The following is a 17,145-nucleotide window of genomic DNA, read 5'->3' on the forward strand; positions in this document are numbered from 1 at the left end:
CTGTACGCGGCCCCGCGCTCCGGCGAGATTCGTCGCGTGCACACCTTCCACCACCCGGACTTCACCGCGGCGCGCTTCGCCGACGTGCCCGACGCGCGCTTCGTGCCCGCGCCGGCCGACGGCGTCCTGCCCGACGGCTTCTTCACGACCACCAACCTGCCGACCTACGTCCGCGTCGCCGGCCAGTGGCGCCTGCCGGCCGAGCCGCGGATGGACGCGGCGCTGGTGCTCGACCCCGCGGGCGACCTGTGGGCCCGCGAGGGGCGGCGCGTCCGCGCCGGCGATCGGGTGGCCGTGGGGCGGGCCGAGGACGGGTCGGAGGGGATCTTCGTGCACGCGGCCGTGTTCGCGGGCGACGTGGACGGCGACGACGAGTTCCAGTTCATGACCAGCGAGGTCTCGCGCGAGAAGCCGATCGACTACGGCCAGATGGCGCGGCTGCTGGTGGACGAGCGCGAGCGCGGCGGCTACGTCGTGTGGGTCGCCGGGCCGGCGATGGTGCACTCGCGCGCGCGCGCCGACATGACCTGGTTCGTGCGCCACGGCTTCGTGAGCGCGTTCCTCGCGGGGAACGCGGTCGCGGTCCACGACATCGAGGCGTCGATCTACGGCACCACGCTCGGCATGACGGAGCGCGGGCAGGCGAGCGCCGGCGGGCACGGGCTGCACATGCGCGCGATCAACAGGGTGCGCGCGGCGGGCTCGATCGCCGCGGCGGTGCGCGAGGGCACGGTGACCGACGGCATCATGCACGCGATCGTGGAGCAGGGCGTGCCGTTCGTGCTGTGCGGCTCGATCCGCGACGACGGGCCGCTGCCCGAGGTGCTGACCGACGCCGTCGCGGCGCAGGACGCGATGCGCGCGCACACCACGCGGGCGACGATGGCGGTGCTGGTGGCCACCGCGCTGCACGCGATCGCGACCGGCAACATGCTGCCGGCGTTCGTCATGGAGGACCGCGCGACGGGGCGTCCCACGTCGCGGCCCCGCGGCACGTCGCCGGCCGACTGGCCGGCGCTGCACGAGCTGCCCACCATCTGCGTCGATTCGTCGGAGTTCGTCGTGAGCAAGCTGAAGGACCGAGGCACGCACCAGGCGTTCGGCGTGGTGACCAACGCGCAGGACTTCCTGCACATCCTGCGGCTGTACGTCGAGCGCGAGCTGGACGCGCGCGTCGCGACGACGGCCACGCGCACCGCGGCGGAGGCCGCGCGCGCATGAGCGCCGCCACCGGAGGGAGCGGCGGCGATCAGCGCCCGACGTTCGGCGTCGCGCGACTGGCCGAGGAGACGCGCGAGCGCTTCGTGCGCGAGGTGACGGCGCGCGTGCCGCTGTCGCGGCTGGTGGAGCTGCACCTGTTCGCGCCGATGCGGCAGGGCGGGATGGAGAGCGGCGTGGCGGTGCTGGCGGCGACGCCGGACCTGCCGCCGGAGGCCGCGGTCGAGTCACCGATCGAAGCGCCTGCGGACACGCCCGTCGAGGCGCCGGTCGAGACGCAGGAACCGATCGTCGAGGAGACGGAGGCGCCGGTCGGCGATCCGGTGCCCGATGGCGACCCGACGGAGGAAGCCGCGGGTCCGCCGCCGGAGGCGGTCGTCGATGCGGAGGCCGAGTCGGAAGCCGGCGAGTCCGAGGCGGTCGAGCCGGTGGCCGAGCCCGCGTCGGTGGAGGAGATCCTCGAGGCCGTGCCCGAGCAGGCCACGCCGCCCGTCGCGTCGCCCGCCACGCGGCGGCGGCACACGGTGTTCACGGCGCGCTACCGACTGGTGCTCAAGGGCCCCGACCGCGGCAAGTGGGACGTCGAGGTGCGCGAGGAGGCCGACGCGCCGCTCATCACGGTGGAGGCGGTCGTGCGCGGCGTGCAGCAGCGCTCGGGCGACGCGTCCGATCCCGAGCGCCTCGACGCCGCGGGCGTCGCGCGCATGCTCGGCGTCCCGCTGCCCGTCCCGGGCGAGGCGGCGAACGAGCGGTGATCGACGCCTTCCGCCGCTACCTGCGCGAGCACGGCCTGCCCGTGACCGCGCCGCGCCTGGCGGTGGCGGACGTGGTGCTGGGGTCGGACCGGCACCTGTCGGTGGACGAGATCGAGCGCGCCCTGGCGGCGCGCGGCGCCGCGCCGGGCACCGCGACCGTGTACCGCACGCTCGACCTGCTGGTACGGAGTGGGCTGGCGGTGGAGCGCGACTTCGGCGAGGGCTTCCGGCGCTACGAGCCCGCGCGCGGCGAGCCGCAGCACGAGCACCTGCTGTGCACGACCTGCGGCACCGTGATCGAGTTCCGCGACGAGCGGCTGGAGCGCATGACGACGCTCATCGCCGAGGACCACCGCTTCGCGCGACAGCGGCACCGGCTGGTGATCTACGGCGTGTGCGAGCGGTGCCAGCGAGGAGAGCGCAACTGACTCCCACTGCGTGCTGCGTGCTGCGTGCACGACTTCGGCACGCGTCGTCGCGCCGCGGAGGCGGTGCCTGTGGGGGAGGATGCGGATGCTGCGGATCGGAACGGATCATTCGGATCGCTCCGTGAAGCGCGTGGGACGTCGCCGCCACGCGGAGAGATCCGGAGCATCCGAGTCATCCGGAGCATCCGCATCCTCACCAACCGGCAAAAGGGCCGGCGCGCCGACGCCTGCCGAGGCCGTTCACGCAGCACGCAGCTACGGCGTTGCGGTCTCCCGCTCCCGCACGAACACTCGCTTCCCATCGTCGCCGGCGATCAGCGCGCCGCGCATCTGCACCACCAGCGTGTCGCCGCGCACGTCGCCCTCGATGAGGCGGTTCGCGACGCGCGCGTCGCCCGCCTCCACCGCACGCAGCCGCAGGCGTGTGCCGTCGAGCGTCCCGAGCACGCCGTACTGCTCGTCCGTCGGCAGGCGATAGGCGCCCGTGACCTCGGCCAGCGTGCCGCTGCGCGTGTCGATCCAGAGGCGCAGCTGCTCGCGGCCCTGCGGGCCCGCCGCGAAGTAGCGTCCGTCGAACGGATCGCGCGGGTTCGCGCGCACCGTCACCGCGACCGACAGCGTCGGCACGTACGCGCCGAACACGCCGATGCCGCCGCTCAATCGATTGATCAACCCCGAGCCGGTGAACGGGCTGTTCCCGGACCGGTAGTAGTCGAAGAAGTTCGTGTCGACGGCGGCGATCGTCACCCACTGGGTGAAGCCCGCCTGGAAGACGCGCGGCAGCCGGTCGGCGAACAGGTTGCGCAGGTCGCCGGTGAGCTGCACGGCGGCCGAATCCGAGAAGAGGAAGAACGCGCCGTACGGCGTCTCCGCGCGCACCAGGTACGCGCGTGCACCCGGCACCTCGTCCCAGCGCAGCCGCAGCGTGTCCACGTCGCGCAGCATCGTCACCGCCTGTGCGCGCGGCTCGACGACGGTCGTCGCGACGCCGGGCACGCGCGTCTGGCCCGTGATCACGGCGCCCTCCGGCGTCTCGACGCGCAGCGCGACGCGCGCGCCCGGCACGATGCGCAGCCCGCGCCGCGGCTGCCCGAACACGCTCCCCGGCAGCGCGAGGTTGTCGAAGCGGTACACACCCGTGCCGCGCGCGGTGCTCGCGCCGCGCGGCACGACCTGCGTCTCGGTCGCGATCGCGGACGCGCCCTGCTCGTCGGTCACCACCACGCGCGCGCCGTTCACGGGCACGCCCCCGCCGGTGGCGATCGGGTCGTTCGCGTTCCCCAGCGAGTCGTCGCTCACCGACACGCGCCCCGAGAGCGTGCGCTCCACCAGCACGAGCTGCTCGGGCGACCCGGGGTTCAGCACCGCGTGCACGACGGTGCGCTCCGTGCCCGGCGCGATGGCCTGCTCGCCGAAGGTGCACGCCTGCAGCGACGACAGCAGCAACGCGCACGCCGCGAGCAACCGCGCGATGGCCCTGGGTCGCACGCTCAGAACTCCACCGCCAGCCCCACGCTGGGCAGCAGCGGGAACTGCGAGACGGCCTGGCGGGTGGGCGGCTGCGCCGTGTAGTCGAACGTGTACACGAAGGTGTTGCGGCGGTTGTAGGCGTTCACCAGCGACAGCGACGGCGTCCACGTCGTCGCGCCGCGCTGGAAGCTGCGCGACAGGCCGAGGTCGAGGCGGTGGAACACCGGGTAGCGGACGCCGTTCCGCAGGCCGCCGATCGCCTCGGGCTCGCGTGTGCGCGTGCCGGTGTCCCACGAGTTGCGCATCCCGTCGTAGACGCGCCGCACGAGCTGCCCCTCGATGTCGGTGAAGGGCGTGCCGGAGCCGAAGCCGAAGCGCGCGCTCGTCACCCACGCGCGTCCCGCGCGCCACGTGCCGACCACGTTCAGCGTGTGCCGGCGGTCCTGCGCGGGCCAGAACGATCCGCCGCGCAGGAACGAGACGCCCGTCGCGCCCGGCGACGCGCCCGACGGCTCGCGCGTGCTCACCGCGTAGCCGTACGCGACCCAGCCCGCGACGCGCGTGCCCTCCAGCCGGCGGAGCAGCACGTCCACGCCGTACGCGCGGCCGCGCAGGCGATTGAACTCGTCGCCGCGCACCGCGGGGTCGTCGCCGTCGTTCGGCTCGGGCACGTCGGTGAAGCCCTTGCCCCACGCCTCCACCCGCGCGAACGCGAGCGCCCCCATCCACCGCTCGGCGCCGAGGACGAGATGCGTGGCGCGGCTCGGACGCACGTAGCGGTCGCTGCCGACCCAGAAGTCGAAGATGCGCACCGGCGCGTCCTCGTTGCGCACCGCGTGCATCGCCTGCGTGTACTGGCCGCCGGCGAGCGTGAGCGCGAGGTCCGGCGTCGCGAACCAGCGCACCGACGCGCGCGGCGACAGCGCGCCCCAGCGCGCGCCGCCCACGCCCTCCAGCCGCGCGCCGACGCGCGCCAGCAGCCGCGGATGCACGCGCCACGTGTCGTCCACGTAGGCCGCGAGCACGGTCGGCTGCTGGCGCAGCGTGAACAGGTCGGACGGCGACGCGTTGCTCCCCGCATCGTACGCCACCGACACGCGCGCCGCCTCGTAGCCCACGCGCGGCGTGTGGCGGCCGCCCCACGCGCCGGTGGCCGAGAGCTGGCCCGCGACGCGTGCCTCGGTCACGTCGTTCACGAAGCGGACCGTCCCGTCGCCCAGGTCGAGCGTCGTCGAGAAGCGCGTCACCGACGCACGCTGCACGAGCTGCGCGCTGTCCGCGCCGCCCACCGTTCGCGCGAGCCGGGCCAGCGGCTGCCGCCACGCGAGCCCCGCCAGCGCGTTGCCCCACGTGAACGCGAAGTCGCCGCCGCCCGCGCGCGCCGAGTCGCCGAACTGCGCGAAGCTGCCATCGAGGACGTCGGCGCCCGCGTACGCGGTGAGCGCCAGCGTCCCGCTGCCGACGCGCTGCGCCACGTGCAGCTGCGCGTCCTGGAAGTGGTAGGGCAGGGTGCGCTCCGACAGCGCGCCCACCAGTGCGTCGAGGTAGGTGCGGCGCGCGGCGACGTTCCACGAGGTGCGCGCGTCGCCGTCCGGCGTGCGGCCGAACGCGCCGCCCACCGCGCCGCTGGTGGAGACGAGCGAGACCTGCGCGGCGCCGTGCACGCCGCGGCGCTCCTCGGCCTTCGGCCGCACGTCGAGGACGCTGGAGAGCCGCCCGCCGTGCTCCGCCGGGAAGCCACCGACCGACAGGTCGACGCTCGCCACCGCCTGGTCGACGAAGGTGCCGAACAGGCCGCCCAGGTGGAACGGGTTGTACACGGGGATCCCGTCGAGGAGCACGAGGTTCTGGTCGCTCTCGCCGCCGCGGACGTTGTAGCCCGCGCTGAAGTCGTTCCGCGCGACGACGCCCGCCATCAGCTGCGCGGTGCGCAGCACGTCCGGCTCGCCGATGCTCGGCAACGCGCGCAGCGCGCGCCCGGTGATGGTGACCTGGCCGACCTCCGGCACCTGCTCGAAGCGCGCGCGCTCGCCCACGCGCTCGCGGGCCTGCACCGCGGCCAGCTCCTGCACGGCCGGCTCGAGCGTCAGGCGCACCGTGACGGTGTCGCCCGCGCGCACGGTCACCACGCGCGAGACGGGGCGGTGCCCCAGCGCGCGCGCGCGGACGACCACCGGACCCTCGGGGATCGCGTCGGCGAGGAAGGCGCCCGCGTCGTCGGTCGCCGCGCGCCGCAGCTCACGGCCTCCGGGATCGCCCGCCCGCTCGACGGTCACGGCGGCGCGTGGGAGCGGCTCGCCGGCGCGGGCGGACACCACGACGCCGCGGACGGCGCCCGTGGCGGCGGGCGGGACTACGGCGGGCGCGCCCGGACGCGCGTCGCGCGGCGGCTGCGCGCCGGCGCCGCCGGCGCCGACGAGGGCCAGCAGCGCCGAGAGGGGTCGAACGACCGATGAAGGGAACCGCACGGGGGAAACATACTACCCGGTGTGGCGGCACACCCGACGGTGACGGCCGGGGCGCCCGGTCATACTTTCAGGGTCTCCCACCGTCTCCATGGAAACCTCCGTCGGCTTCATCGTCGCGTTCACCGCGGGGCTGCTCAGCTTCCTGTCGCCCTGCGTGCTGCCGCTCATCCCCAGCTACGTCACGTTCATCACGGGGCTGAGCCTCGACGACGCGACGCGCGCGCGGCGCGCGGCGCTCGTGCACTCGCTGCTGTTCGTGCTGGGCTTCTCGCTGATCTTCATCGCCCTCGGCGCCGGCGCGACCGCGCTGGGCCGGCTGCTGATCGCGTATCGTGGCGCGATCACGAAGATCGGCGGGGTGCTGATCGTCGTCTTCGGCCTCTACCTGCTGGGCGTGTTCAACGTCGCGCTGTTCGCGCGCGAGCGCCGCGTGCACCTCGCCGACAAGCCGGCCGGCTACCTCGGCACGGTGCTGGTGGGGATCGCCTTCGGGGCGGGGTGGACGCCGTGCATCGGGCCGATCCTGGGCGCGATCTTCACGTACAACATGAGCAACCCGGACCTGGTGCGCGGCACCGGCCTGCTCGCGTCGTACTCGCTCGGCCTCGCGGTGCCGTTCGTCGCGTCGGCGCTGGCGCTGCAGCACTTCCTCGACTTCTTCGCGCGCATCCGCAGCAAGCTGCTGGTGCTGTCGCGCGTGTCGGGCGCGCTGCTGATCGTGGTCGGCGTGCTGATGGTCACCAACCAGTTCACGCGCCTCGCGACGCGGCTGCAGGCGCTGACGCCGGACGCCATCTACAATCGCATCTGAGCGGCGGCTGCGGACTGCGGGCCGCGGATCTGAACGACGAACCGCAAGACAGGATGACGGGATGACCAGGAGGCTCCATGCCGGCGCACGGAACCACGCGCCACACGGAGCCTCCTGGTCATCCCGTCATCCTGTCCAATCCCGTTCAGGGTCCCACGCACCCGAGCCCTTCGGCTTTTGGGAGGGATGCGGATGCTTCCGATCAAGACGGATGCTGCGGATCGCTCCTCGTGACGCATGGAGCCTCGCACCGGTGAGGAGCGATCCGGAGCATCCGCCGCATCCGGCGCATCCGTATCCTCCCCAATAGGCAAGGGGTTCCGGCGCGAACGGGAAGGCCGCGCGGCGCGCGGCACGCGTGCACGCAGCCGCCTCACTTTCCGATCGCGTGGACGGCGCGAGCGCCGCCGCTATTCCTCCGGCCTCGCTCGCTACGCGCTACGCCGACGCGTCCGGGGCGTCGGGCGCGGTCCACTCGCGCAGCCCGCGCAGCAGCGTCATCGCCGGCACCGGCTTGCCGAGCACCGCCCGGCAGCCCGCCTCCAGGCAGCGCGCGGTCGTCAGCGCGTCGTCGTGGCCGGTGAGCGCGACCGTCGCGCGAGGCGCGATGCCTTCCGCGGCCAGCGTGCGCAGCACCTGCAGCCCGTCCCCGTCGGGCAGCGTGAGGTCCAGCAGGATCACGTCCGGACGCTCCGCGCGCGCGGTCTCCACCGCCTCGCGCACGCTGCCCGCCGTCGCCACGCGGTGCCCCGTCTCGACGAGCAGGATGCCGAGCGCCTCGGTGACGAGCGGGCTGTCGTCCACCAGCAGCACGAGCGGCGCGGTCATCGCGACGTCGGCAGCGCGGGCCGGTCACGCATCCGCGTCGGGCGCGCGCGTCTCGAGCGGGATCGTGAAGTAGAAGCGGCTGCCCTGCGAGAGCGCGCTCTCGACCCAGATCCGGCCGCCGTGCAGCTCCACGAGCTTGCGCGCGATCGCGAGGCCGAGGCCCGTGCCGTGGTGCTGCCGCGACGTGGACGCGTCGACCTGCGCGAACTCGCGGAAGATCAGCTCGTGGTGCTCGGGCGCGATGCCGATGCCCGTGTCGCCCACCTCGACCAGCAGCTCGCGCGTCGCGCGGGCGCCTTCGCGCTCGCGCGCGGCGATCCACACGCGTCCGCCCTCCGGCGTGAAGTGGATCGCGTTGCCCAGCAGGTTCCCGAGGACGTGCGACAGCTTCTCGCGGTCGGCGCGCAGCAGCGGCAGCGTGCCGACCACCTCGGACGTCAGCGCGACCTTCTTCTTCGCGGCGAGCGGCTGGTTGAGCGCGATGAGCTGCTCCACCACCGCCGACAGCGCGAAGTCGCTCGGCGACAGCGCGAGCTGGTCGGCCGCGCCGCGCGCGTAGGTGAGGATCTCGCCCACCATCTGCAGCAGCTGGTGGCCCCCCTTGATGATGCCGAGGATGCTCGTGCGCTGGCGCTCCGACAGGTCGCCGAGGATCCCGTCGCGCATGATCTCGGCGTGCGTGATGATCGCCGTCAGCGGCGTGCGCAGGTCGTGCGAGATGTTCGCCAGGAACTGCGTCTTCAGCCGGTCCCGCGCCTGCAGCTCGGCGATCAGTCGCGCGGCCTCGCCCGTCTGGGCCTCGAGGAGCGCCAGCCGCGCCTCCAGCATCTCGGGAAGGCGGCTCTCGGGGGCCTCGGGCGCGGGCGTCGGCCCGTCCGAAGGCCCGGGAGCCATGGTCGGCGCGCCCGGGGCAGGGGACAGCTGGGTCATGGGGCCAAACCTACCGTTTGTCGGAGGCCCCTGCCACCGGCCGCGGCCCCGATCACGACCTCCGGGTGCGGAATTCTGAGGCGCTGGTGACGCCTCAGCTCGGGCTCGCCGGGTCGCCCACCAGGGCGTCCGCGTCCGAGAGCTCGCTGGCCCGCTGCTCCACGTCCTCCTCCAGCCGCTGCCGCCGGACGATGGCGGCGTAGCGCCCGCCGAGCGCGACCAGCTCGTCGTGGCGGCCCTGCTCGACGACCTGCCCCTCCTCCAGCACGAGGATCCACGACGCGTCGCGCACGGCGCTGATGCGGTGCGAGGCGATGAGCGTGGTCCGCCCCGCCAGCGCGCTGCGGAGCGCGCCCAGGATCGCGGCCTCGGTGTGCGTGTCGACCGCCGAGAGCGCGTCGTCGAGCAGGACGACGCTCGGATGGCGAGCGAGGGCGCGCGCGATCGCGGCGCGCTGCTTCTGTCCGCCGGAGAGGTTCACGCCGCGCTCGCCGAGCATCGTCGCGTAGCCGGCCGGGAAGCCCGCGACCGTCTCGTCGAGCTGGGCGACGTCGGCGGCCCAACGGACGACCGGATCGGGATCGGAGACGCCGCTGGTGGCTTCTTCCGCCGCCGTGACAGCGCTCGGCTCCTCCGAGTTCGGCGCTCGGCGCTCGGCGCTCGCCTCGTCGGTCCGCGAAGCGAGCGCCGAGCGCCGAGCGCCGAGAACCGATGATTCACGATCGTTTGCCTCGAGGCCGTAGGCGATGTTCGCGCCCACCGTGTCGCTGAAGAGCAGCGACTCCTGCGGCACGAAGCCGATCTCGCGGCGCAGCACGTCCAGCGGCAGCGCGCGCAGCGGCACGCCGTCGAGCAGGATCTCGCCCTCCTGCGGGTCCCACAGGCGCGGCACGAGCTCCAGCAGCGCCGTCTTGCCGCTGCCGATGGCGCCCACGACGCCCAGCAGCCCGCCGGGCGGCAGGTCGAACGAGACGTGGCGCAGCGCCCAGCGCGTCTCGCCCTCAGACTCAGACCCGACCTGTCCCGAGCGCAGCGAGGGAAAGTGGAAGCCGACGTCGCGGAACTGCAGCCGGCGCCCGGTGCGCGCGACCGCCCCGTCGGCGAGCGGCGGCAGCGCGGCCGGCGTCGCGGCACTCGCGATCGTCGCGCGCGTGTCCAGCACCTCGACGATGCGCGCCATCGACGCGGCACCGCGCTGGAAGAGGTTCGTCACCCAACCCAGCGCGATCAGCGGCCAGGTGAGCATGCCGAGGTAGAGGCCGAAGGCGACGAAGGCGCCGACGCTGATCGTGCCGCGCACCGCGAGCCCGCCGCCGACGCCCAGCACGACGACCGAGCCGAGCCCCGCGAGCAGGCCGAACGCGGGGTTCATCACGCCGTTCAGCCGCGCGAGCGCGAGGTTGCGCCGCACGTACTCCGCGTTCGCCGCGCCGAAGCGCTCCTCCTCGGCTTCCTCCTGCCGGTAGGCGCGCACGACGCGCGTCCCCGAGAGGTTCTCCTGCACGCGCGTCGTCATCGCGCCGAAGTGCTCCTGCACCGCCTCGAAGCGGTCGTGGACCAGGCGGCCGAGGCGGATCATCACCACCGGCAGGAGCGCCATCGGCAGGAGCGCGAGGCCCGTGAGCCGCGCGTCGATGCGCAGCATGAACACGAGCGCGAAGGCGCCGCCCGCGATCGTGTTCGTGAGGTACATGATCGCCGGGCCGGCGGCCATGCGTACCGCGCTCAGGTCGTTCGTGAGGCGCGCCATCAGCTCGCCGGTGCGCCACGGCGCCAGCGCGGCCGCGTCGAGGGACAGCAGGTGTCCGAAGACGGTGTCACGCAGGTCCGTCTCGACCTCGCGGCTGATGCCGTTGAGGATCTCGCGCATCCAGAAGCGGCCGAAGCCGCCCACGAGCGAGAGCCCGACCATCGTGCCCGCGAGCGTCCAGAGCCGCGCGGCCGGCGCGCCCGCGCGCAGGGCGTCGATCGCGGACCGCAGCAGCCACGGCACGACGCTGCCCATGGCGGCCGAGGCCACCACGAGCACGAGCCCGACCGCCAATCGTGTGCGGTAGGGCACGAGAAAGGGCACGAGGCGGCGCAGAGCGGCCGAGGCTGGCATCGGCCTTGCCCCCTTGCGAGCTTGCCCGCGGTCGCGGCCGGCAGCAGCCGCAGGGGCGCTCACTCCGGCACTCCCCCCGCCAGGGCGGGTACGACAGACCGGCACCTCCGCACCATGGACACCACACCACTCCGGAGTCGTCGCATGCCCCAATATATCCGTCGCCGTCTGCCGCTCGTGCTCGCGCTGTCCGCCGCCGCGTCGATGGCCGCCTGCGGTGGCAGCGAGAAGACCGACGCCGCGCTGCAGGACTCCGCGCTCAACCGCGACCTCGCGCTGGCGAACGCCGACAGCGCCGCGCAGCCGCAGCTGACCGACGTGCCGGCCACGACCCCGGAGCCCGCGCCCGTGACGCCCGCGCCGGCTCCCGTGACGCCCGCGCCGACCCCGCGGCCGACGACCTCGCGCCCGGCGCCGCGGCCCACCGCGCCGCGTCCGTCGACGCCGGCTCCCGCGCCGGCCCCCACGACGCCCACGCGCACGGCGAGCGGCAACACGGTGACGCCCGCGACGGGCGGTGCGGGCACCGCGGAGCGCACCGGCACGGGCAGCCTGCCCGCCGGCACGCAGCTCTCGCTGACGTCGAACAGCCGCGTGTGCACCAACACGCACAAGGTCGGCGACCGCTTCACGGCCACGGTCAGCGACGCGGTGACGGGCGCCAACGGCGCGCGCGTGCCCGCCGGCGCGACGGCGACCGTCGAGGTGACGAAGCTCGATCGCAGCGAGAACGTGCGCGACAAGATCGAGATGGGCTTCCGCGTCGTCGCGCTGACGTTCGGCGGGCGCACGTACGCGGTGGACGCCGCGACCGAGAGCGCGGACGTGAGCCGCGTGCGCAACCAGCCCGCGAGCAAGGACCGCCAGAAGGTGATCGGCGGCGCGGTCATCGGCGCCATCGCGGGCCAGGTGATCGGCAAGGACACGAAGGGCACGATCATCGGCGCGGCGACCGGTGCGGCGGCGGGTGCCGCGACGGCGGCGGCGACCGCGAACTACGAGGGGTGCCTGAACGACGGCGCCCGGATCGCGGTCCGGCTGACGGACGCGGTGCAGGTGCGGCTCTGAGATCGAGCTGAGGGCAGGGAGCGCGGGGGGCGGCCGATGGCCGCCCCCCGCGTCGCGTTCGGGGGCCTCCGGCTGGCGTCCGGCCGGTGTCCTCTTGCGCTGGAGGGCCGGCGCCACAGCCTTGCGCCCGTGCGGCTCGGGCCGCATCGTGGCGCGGCTTTCCACCCGCCCGGAGGGGCGTTTGCCGCAGACCGCGCGTTCCTGCCCCAGCTGCAAGACCCCGCTGCCGACGTACGCCGCGTTCTGCTACGCGTGCGGCACGGCCACCCCCGCCGGCATCGACCGCCAGACGGGGGAGTACGTCGTCCCCGAGATCAGCGGGATCACGATGGACGAGGTCCTCCCCAAGCTCCGCCGGCTGCTCGGGCCGACGTACGAGCTGGGAGAGCGCATCGGCTCGGGCGGCTTCGCGGAGGTCTTCCTCGCGCGCGACCTGCGGCTGAAGCGCGAGGTGGCGGTGAAGGTCACGCGCCCGGACTTCGCGGTGAACGCGCAGATGATGCAGCGCTTCCGCCGCGAGGCCGAGGTGATCGCCGCGCTGCGCCATCCGCACATCATGCCGATCTACGACCTCGGCGAGGCGGACGGGATCGCGTACATCGTGATGCCGTACATCCGCGGCGAGTCGCTGAAGGCGCGCATGGACCGCGTCGGCCGGCTGCCGGTCGAGTCGGCGCGCGCGATCCTGATGCAGGCGGCGGACGCGCTCAGCACGGCGCACGAGGCGGAGATCGTGCACCGCGACGTGAAGCCCGACAACATCATGCTCGACCGCCGCGACGACCAGGTCCTGCTGATGGACTTCGGCATCGCGAAGGCGATCGAGGCGGGTGCGGACGGGCACTCGATCTCGCTCACGAGCACCGGGCTCGTGATGGGGACGCCGCACTACATGGCGCCCGAGCAGGCGGCCGGCGAGCGCACGATCGACGCGCGCGCCGACCAGTACTCGCTCGCCGTCGTCGCGTACCGCATGCTCGCGGGCGTGCTGCCGTTCGACGGGCCGTCGGTGCGCGCGATCCTCGCCAAGCAGCTCGTGGGCGCGGCGACGCCGCTGCACAGCATCGCGAAGGACGCGCCGCCCGCGCTCGTCGCCGCCATCGAGCGCGCGATGGCCAAGGACCCCGAGGACCGCTTCCCGTCGGTGCGCGCCTTCATGGACGCGGTGAAGAGCGATCCGTCGTATGCGGCGGAGGTGCTGCGCACGACGGGAAGCGTGCCGCCGTACACGCCGCACCTCGCGATCCCCGCGCAGCCCGCGCCCGCGACGTCGAAGACGCGCGCGGCGGCCTGGCTGGCGGCGACGCTGGTGATCGTCGGCGGCGTGGGTGCGACGGTGTGGAGCCGCACCTCCGCGGGCGCCGCGGGCGCCGCGGGCGCGGCCGGCGGCATCGCGTCCGACAGCGCGCTGCCGCTCCCCGTCGAGAACGTGATCCCGCCGACCGGCACGCTGCGCGCGAGCGGCGACAGCGCCGCGGGCGCGCTTGCGGACTCGGTGTCGCCGGCCGACTCGCTGGCGCGCGCGCTCGCCGCCGACAGCCAGACGGTGCGCCGTGCGGGGCTGACGATGGGCACGCCCGCGGCCACGGCGTACCTCAACGGCGTGCGGCTGCTGAAGCGCCGCTCGTGCGAGGCGTGGGCGGCCAACCCGCGCTGGACCGCCGACGCGAGCGTCGCCTGCGCGGCCAGCGCGCGTCAGGCGCCCGACCGGCCGGCGACGCTGCGCACCCTCGGCACGCTGGCCGAGCGCGCGGGCCGCATGGACTCGGCGGCCGCCTGGTTCCAGCAGGCGAGCGAGAAGGGGGACGTCGAGTCGTCGGCGCAGCTGGCGCGCATGCTCGACGAGGGGCGCGGCGTGCCGGCGGATCCGGCGCGCGCGGCGACGCTGCTGCGCCGCGCGGCGGACGGCGGGCACGTCGCGTCGCAGCGCACGCTCGCGGAGCGGCTGGCGCGCGGCGCCGGCGTGCCGCGCGACGAGGCGAGCGCGATGGCGTGGTACGGGCGCGCGGCCGGCAGTGGCGACGTGACGTCGATGCTCGCCCTCGGCAACGCCTACAAGGACGGGCGCGGCGTGAAGAAGAACGAGGGCGAGGCCGTGACCTGGTGGCAGAAGGCCGCCGCGCAGGGCGACTCCGCGGCGCAGTACCGGCTCGGGATGGCGTACCTGGGCGGGCGCGGGGTGCCGAAGTCCGACAGCCAGGCGATCGAGTGGCACCGCAAGGCGTACGCGCAGGGGCACAAGGGCAGCGAGTACGAGCTGCGGAAGCGGAAGCTCATTCCTTGAGCCGGGACGGGCCGGCGCGCCGGACCCTGAACGGCATCTGCAAGGATGAAGATCGGATAAGGTCTGATAACGACGGATGGCTCCGGAGTGGCGCGATCGACATCGCACCCACGCGGAGCCATCCGTCGTTATCAGATCCTGTCGGATTTCATCCTTGCTGCCGTTGCCGTTCGGGTCCGGCGCGCCTCAGTACCCGACCGCAGCCCCCACCGAGCGCGGCTCGCTCACGCCCTCCCAGCCGCCGCGCACGCGCATCACGGCGTTGACGTTCACCATGCTGCCGCGCTGCTCGAGGCCGTGCCCCATCGCCTTCAGCGAGTCCAGCGCCGCCGGCGTCAGCCCGTTGCGCTCGTAGGCGATCGAGTCGGGGCGCGCCTGGTGGTGCAGGCGCGGCGCACGCATCGCGTCGGCGAGCGTCATCCTGTGGTCGATCACGTTCAGGATCACCTGCGTCGTGCCCGAGATGATCGTCGGGCCGCCCGCGGCGCCGGCCACGAGCAGCACCTGCCCGCGCGGGTCGAGCACGATCGTCGGCGTCATCGACGACAGCGGCCGCTTGCCCGGCTGCACCGCGTTCTGCTCGCCCTCGATCAGGCCGAACGCGTTCGGCTTGCCCGGCGCGGCGGCCAGGTCGTCCATCTCGTCGTTGAGGAAGAAGCCCGCGCCCGTGACGTACACGCCCGAGCCGTAGCCGAGGTTGAGCGTCGTCGTCGTGCTGACGGCGTTGCCCTGGCGGTCCACCACCGAGTAGTGCGTCGTGTGCAGCCCCGTCGGCGCCTGCATCAGCGCGCCCGTGCGCGACGCGTGCTGCGGGTCGATGGTCGCCGCCAGCTTCCGCGCGTAGTCCTTGCTCGTCAGCTCCGCCACCGGCACGGTGCAGAACGCCGGATCGCACAGCTTCGTGTTGCGGTCGATGAACGCGCGGCGCTCGGCCTCCGCGAACAGGTGCGCGTACGCGGCGCTGCCGAACGTCGGCAGCGTGTCGCGCGTCTCGAGCATGTGCAGGATCGCGAACGACGTCGTGCCGCCGCTCGACACCGGCGGCATGCCCAGCACCGTGTGCCCGCGGTACGTCGTGCGCAGCGGCTCGCGCCAGATCGCCTTGTACTGCGCGAGGTCCTGCTTCGTGATGAGCCCACCGCCGCGCTGCATCTCGGCCACCAGCAGGTCGGCCGTCTGCCCTTCGTAGAACTCGCGTGGCCCGCGCTGGGCGATGCGGCGCAGCGTCGCGGCGAGGTCCTTCTGCACCAGCCGCGTGCCGGGGCGCAGCGGCGCGCCGCCGGGATAGAACAGCGCGGCGCCGCCGTACTTCACGTTCTTCGCGCTGTCGCTCCGCAGCCCGCGCCAGAACGCGCTGTCGATGACGAAGCCCTCATCGGCCAGCCGGATCGCGGGCGCCATCACCTCGGCCAGCGACTTCGTGCCGAACTTCGCGAGCGCCTCGGACATGCCCATCACCGCGCCCGGCACGCCGACGGCCAGGTGGCCGACGCGGCTGCGGTCCGTCGGCTGCCCGTTCGCGTCGAGGTACATGTTGCGCGTGGCCGCGAGCGGCGCGACCTCGCGGTAGTCGATCGTCGCCGCGCGGCCGTCGGCCAGGCGGATCACCATGAACCCGCCGCCGCCGATGTTGCCGGCGACCGGATACGTGACCGCCATCGCGTAGCCCACCGCGACCGCCGCGTCCACGGCGTTGCCGCCCGCGCGCAGGATCTGCACGCCCGCCTCGCTGGCCTCGCGGCTGTTGCTCGCGATCATCGCCTCGCGCCCGAACTCGGCGCGCGCGCCGGGGCGGAAGCGCCACTCGGCGGGGAACGTGGGCGTGCGGCGCGCGCCGAGCGCGTCGTCGCCGCGGTTGGTCGTCGCGCGCGGCGCGCATCCCGCGGCGAGCGTGAGCAGCACGGGCAGCGCGAGGGCGCGGCGGGCACGGAGCGACGAGGGCGCTGGGGCGGTCATGCGAGCGAGAGGGGGAAGGAGAGGGGCGCGGCTCAGCGCCGCGCGCCCGAGCCGAAGCGGACGGTGAGGCGCGTGGCGCGCTGCTGCGTGATGCCGTTGCGATCGCGCGGGATGAAATCGCGCTGGTGGCTGACGATCCCGAACTCCTGCACGATCGCGACCGACGCGCGTGACGAGAACCCGAAGCCGATGCCGTAGCCGAGCGAGGCGTGGAGGTCGCTGTCGCGCTCCGGCGCGAGCGGGGCGCCGCCCTCGAGCCGCAGGTTGCGCAGCTGCTGGACGCCCGCGGTCAGCTCGATGACCTGATGCAGCCCCTGGCCGCCGCCCAGGCGCCCGATCGCCTCGACGCCGAGCAGGTCGGCGCTGGCGGCGCAGCCGTTCTCGCAGCCGACGAGCACCGGTCGGTCGGCGAGGCCCAGGCTGCGCACCGCGGTGGCGACGGAGGGCGCCCACGAGACCTGCGCGCCGAACGTCATCCCCGGCGCGAAGGCGGTCTCGAGGGTCGCGCGGTACTGCAGCGTGTTGTCCGCGAAGTCCCACGACGCGTTCGTGCGGCCGTCGAGGATCGTCTCGGCCTGCAGCAGCCCGGCGGTGGCGGAGACCCACACGCTCGGCTCGCTGCGGAGGCCGCGCGACCGCGGCTGCGCGTGGGCCGCCGGTGCGGCCAGCGCGAGCGACGCGAGCACGAGGAAGGTCGGCAGCGAGCGGCCGGAAGCGCGAAGCACGGGGGGCACGGATCCTCTCGACGTGTGCGGGGCGTCACGCATGGCGAGGGGCCACGGCGCGGTCGGCTTGCCGCTCTCGGGACGCGGTGGGTAACTTAGC

General features: G+C 74.2%; 13 protein-coding genes. 6 read left to right on the plus strand and 7 right to left on the minus strand.

The genetic code is table 11. The features are described from left to right. Positions 1 to 36: 36 nt before the first annotated feature. Genes rosag_RS13475 through rosag_RS13485 form a run of 3 tightly spaced genes read left to right on the plus strand, consistent with a single transcriptional unit; the run spans position 37 to position 2,401 of the window. Positions 37 to 1,221: an ornithine cyclodeaminase family domain gene (locus tag rosag_RS13475; RefSeq protein WP_284350661.1), complete on the plus strand. Its 1,185-nt coding sequence runs from the start codon at positions 37 to 39 to the stop codon at positions 1,219 to 1,221. After that, positions 1,218 to 1,973, plus strand: a complete 756-nt coding sequence (locus rosag_RS13480; protein ID WP_284350662.1) for a hypothetical protein — start codon at positions 1,218 to 1,220, stop codon at positions 1,971 to 1,973. The genes rosag_RS13475 and rosag_RS13480 overlap by 4 nt, the downstream gene beginning before the upstream one ends. Beyond that, positions 1,970 to 2,401, plus strand: a complete 432-nt coding sequence (locus tag rosag_RS13485) for a Fur family transcriptional regulator (RefSeq protein ID WP_284350663.1) — start codon at positions 1,970 to 1,972, stop codon at positions 2,399 to 2,401. Before rosag_RS13480 ends, rosag_RS13485 begins: the two co-directional genes overlap by 4 nt. A gap of 255 nt (positions 2,402 to 2,656) precedes the next feature. On the opposite strand, the gene rosag_RS13490 is transcribed toward rosag_RS13485, so the two are convergent. Beyond that, positions 2,657 to 3,889 carry a DUF4249 domain-containing protein gene (locus rosag_RS13490; RefSeq protein ID WP_284350664.1) on the minus strand — a complete coding sequence of 411 codons (1,233 nt, stop codon included), beginning with the start codon at positions 3,887 to 3,889 and terminating at the stop codon, positions 2,657 to 2,659. Positions 3,890 to 3,891: 2 nt separating this feature from the next. After that, positions 3,892 to 6,339 (minus strand): TonB-dependent receptor, encoded by a 2,448-nt coding sequence (locus rosag_RS13495; protein ID WP_284350665.1) that lies wholly within the window; start codon positions 6,337 to 6,339, stop codon positions 3,892 to 3,894. Between the two features lie 88 nt (positions 6,340 to 6,427). On the opposite strand from rosag_RS13495, the gene rosag_RS13500 reads away from it, so the two are divergent. Beyond that, complete coding sequence (locus rosag_RS13500; RefSeq protein ID WP_284350666.1) at positions 6,428 to 7,150, plus strand: cytochrome c biogenesis CcdA family protein; 723 nt, start codon at positions 6,428 to 6,430, stop codon at positions 7,148 to 7,150. A gap of 438 nt (positions 7,151 to 7,588) precedes the next feature. On the opposite strand, the gene rosag_RS13505 is transcribed toward rosag_RS13500, so the two are convergent. From rosag_RS13505 to rosag_RS13515, 3 genes are all read right to left on the minus strand, one after another. Next, complete coding sequence (locus tag rosag_RS13505; RefSeq protein ID WP_284350667.1) at positions 7,589 to 7,978, minus strand: response regulator; 390 nt, start codon at positions 7,976 to 7,978, stop codon at positions 7,589 to 7,591. 24 nt (positions 7,979 to 8,002) lie between these two features. Further along, positions 8,003 to 8,908, minus strand: a complete 906-nt coding sequence (locus tag rosag_RS13510; RefSeq protein ID WP_284350668.1) for a sensor histidine kinase — start codon at positions 8,906 to 8,908, stop codon at positions 8,003 to 8,005. A gap of 94 nt (positions 8,909 to 9,002) precedes the next feature. Then, a complete protein-coding gene (locus tag rosag_RS13515; protein ID WP_284350669.1) occupies positions 9,003 to 10,970 on the minus strand; it encodes an ABC transporter ATP-binding protein in 1,968 nt (655 codons plus the stop codon). A gap of 186 nt (positions 10,971 to 11,156) precedes the next feature. Here rosag_RS13515 and rosag_RS13520 point away from each other — a divergent pair, with 186 nt between their 5' ends. After that, on the plus strand, positions 11,157 to 12,080 hold the full coding sequence (locus tag rosag_RS13520) for a YMGG-like glycine zipper-containing protein (protein ID WP_284350670.1): 924 nt from the start codon (positions 11,157 to 11,159) through the stop codon (positions 12,078 to 12,080). 181 nt (positions 12,081 to 12,261) lie between these two features. After that, a complete protein-coding gene (locus tag rosag_RS13525; protein ID WP_284350671.1) occupies positions 12,262 to 14,364 on the plus strand; it encodes a serine/threonine-protein kinase in 2,103 nt (700 codons plus the stop codon). Positions 14,365 to 14,550: 186 nt separating this feature from the next. Here rosag_RS13525 and ggt read toward each other — a convergent pair whose 3' ends face one another. Together ggt and rosag_RS13535 are read right to left on the minus strand one after the other, a co-directional pair. Next, on the minus strand, positions 14,551 to 16,320 hold the full coding sequence (gene ggt / locus rosag_RS13530; protein ID WP_284350672.1) for a gamma-glutamyltransferase: 1,770 nt from the start codon (positions 16,318 to 16,320) through the stop codon (positions 14,551 to 14,553). 32 nt (positions 16,321 to 16,352) lie between these two features. Beyond that, entirely contained in the window at positions 16,353 to 17,045 is a 693-nt protein-coding gene (locus rosag_RS13535; RefSeq protein WP_284350673.1) for a hypothetical protein, read from the minus strand. Positions 17,046 to 17,145 lie beyond the last annotated feature (100 nt).

The sequence above is a fragment of the Roseisolibacter agri genome (assembly GCF_030159095.1).
GTDB classification, from domain to species: Bacteria; Gemmatimonadota; Gemmatimonadetes; order Gemmatimonadales; family Gemmatimonadaceae; genus Roseisolibacter; species Roseisolibacter agri.

Excerpts from the sequence above, each read along its gene's own strand:
- rosag_RS13480 (WP_284350662.1), top strand. The coding sequence starts at position 1,218 with ATGAGCGCCGCCACCGGAGGGAGCGGCGGCGATCAGCGCCCGACGTTC.
- rosag_RS13500 (WP_284350666.1), top strand. The coding sequence starts at position 6,428 with ATGGAAACCTCCGTCGGCTTCATCGTCGCGTTCACCGCGGGGCTGCTC.
- rosag_RS13505 (WP_284350667.1), bottom strand. The coding sequence starts at position 7,978 with ATGACCGCGCCGCTCGTGCTGCTGGTGGACGACAGCCCGCTCGTCACC.
- rosag_RS13510 (WP_284350668.1), bottom strand. The coding sequence starts at position 8,908 with ATGACCCAGCTGTCCCCTGCCCCGGGCGCGCCGACCATGGCTCCCGGG.
- rosag_RS13520 (WP_284350670.1), top strand. The coding sequence starts at position 11,157 with ATGCCCCAATATATCCGTCGCCGTCTGCCGCTCGTGCTCGCGCTGTCC.
- ggt (WP_284350672.1), bottom strand. The coding sequence starts at position 16,320 with ATGACCGCCCCAGCGCCCTCGTCGCTCCGTGCCCGCCGCGCCCTCGCG.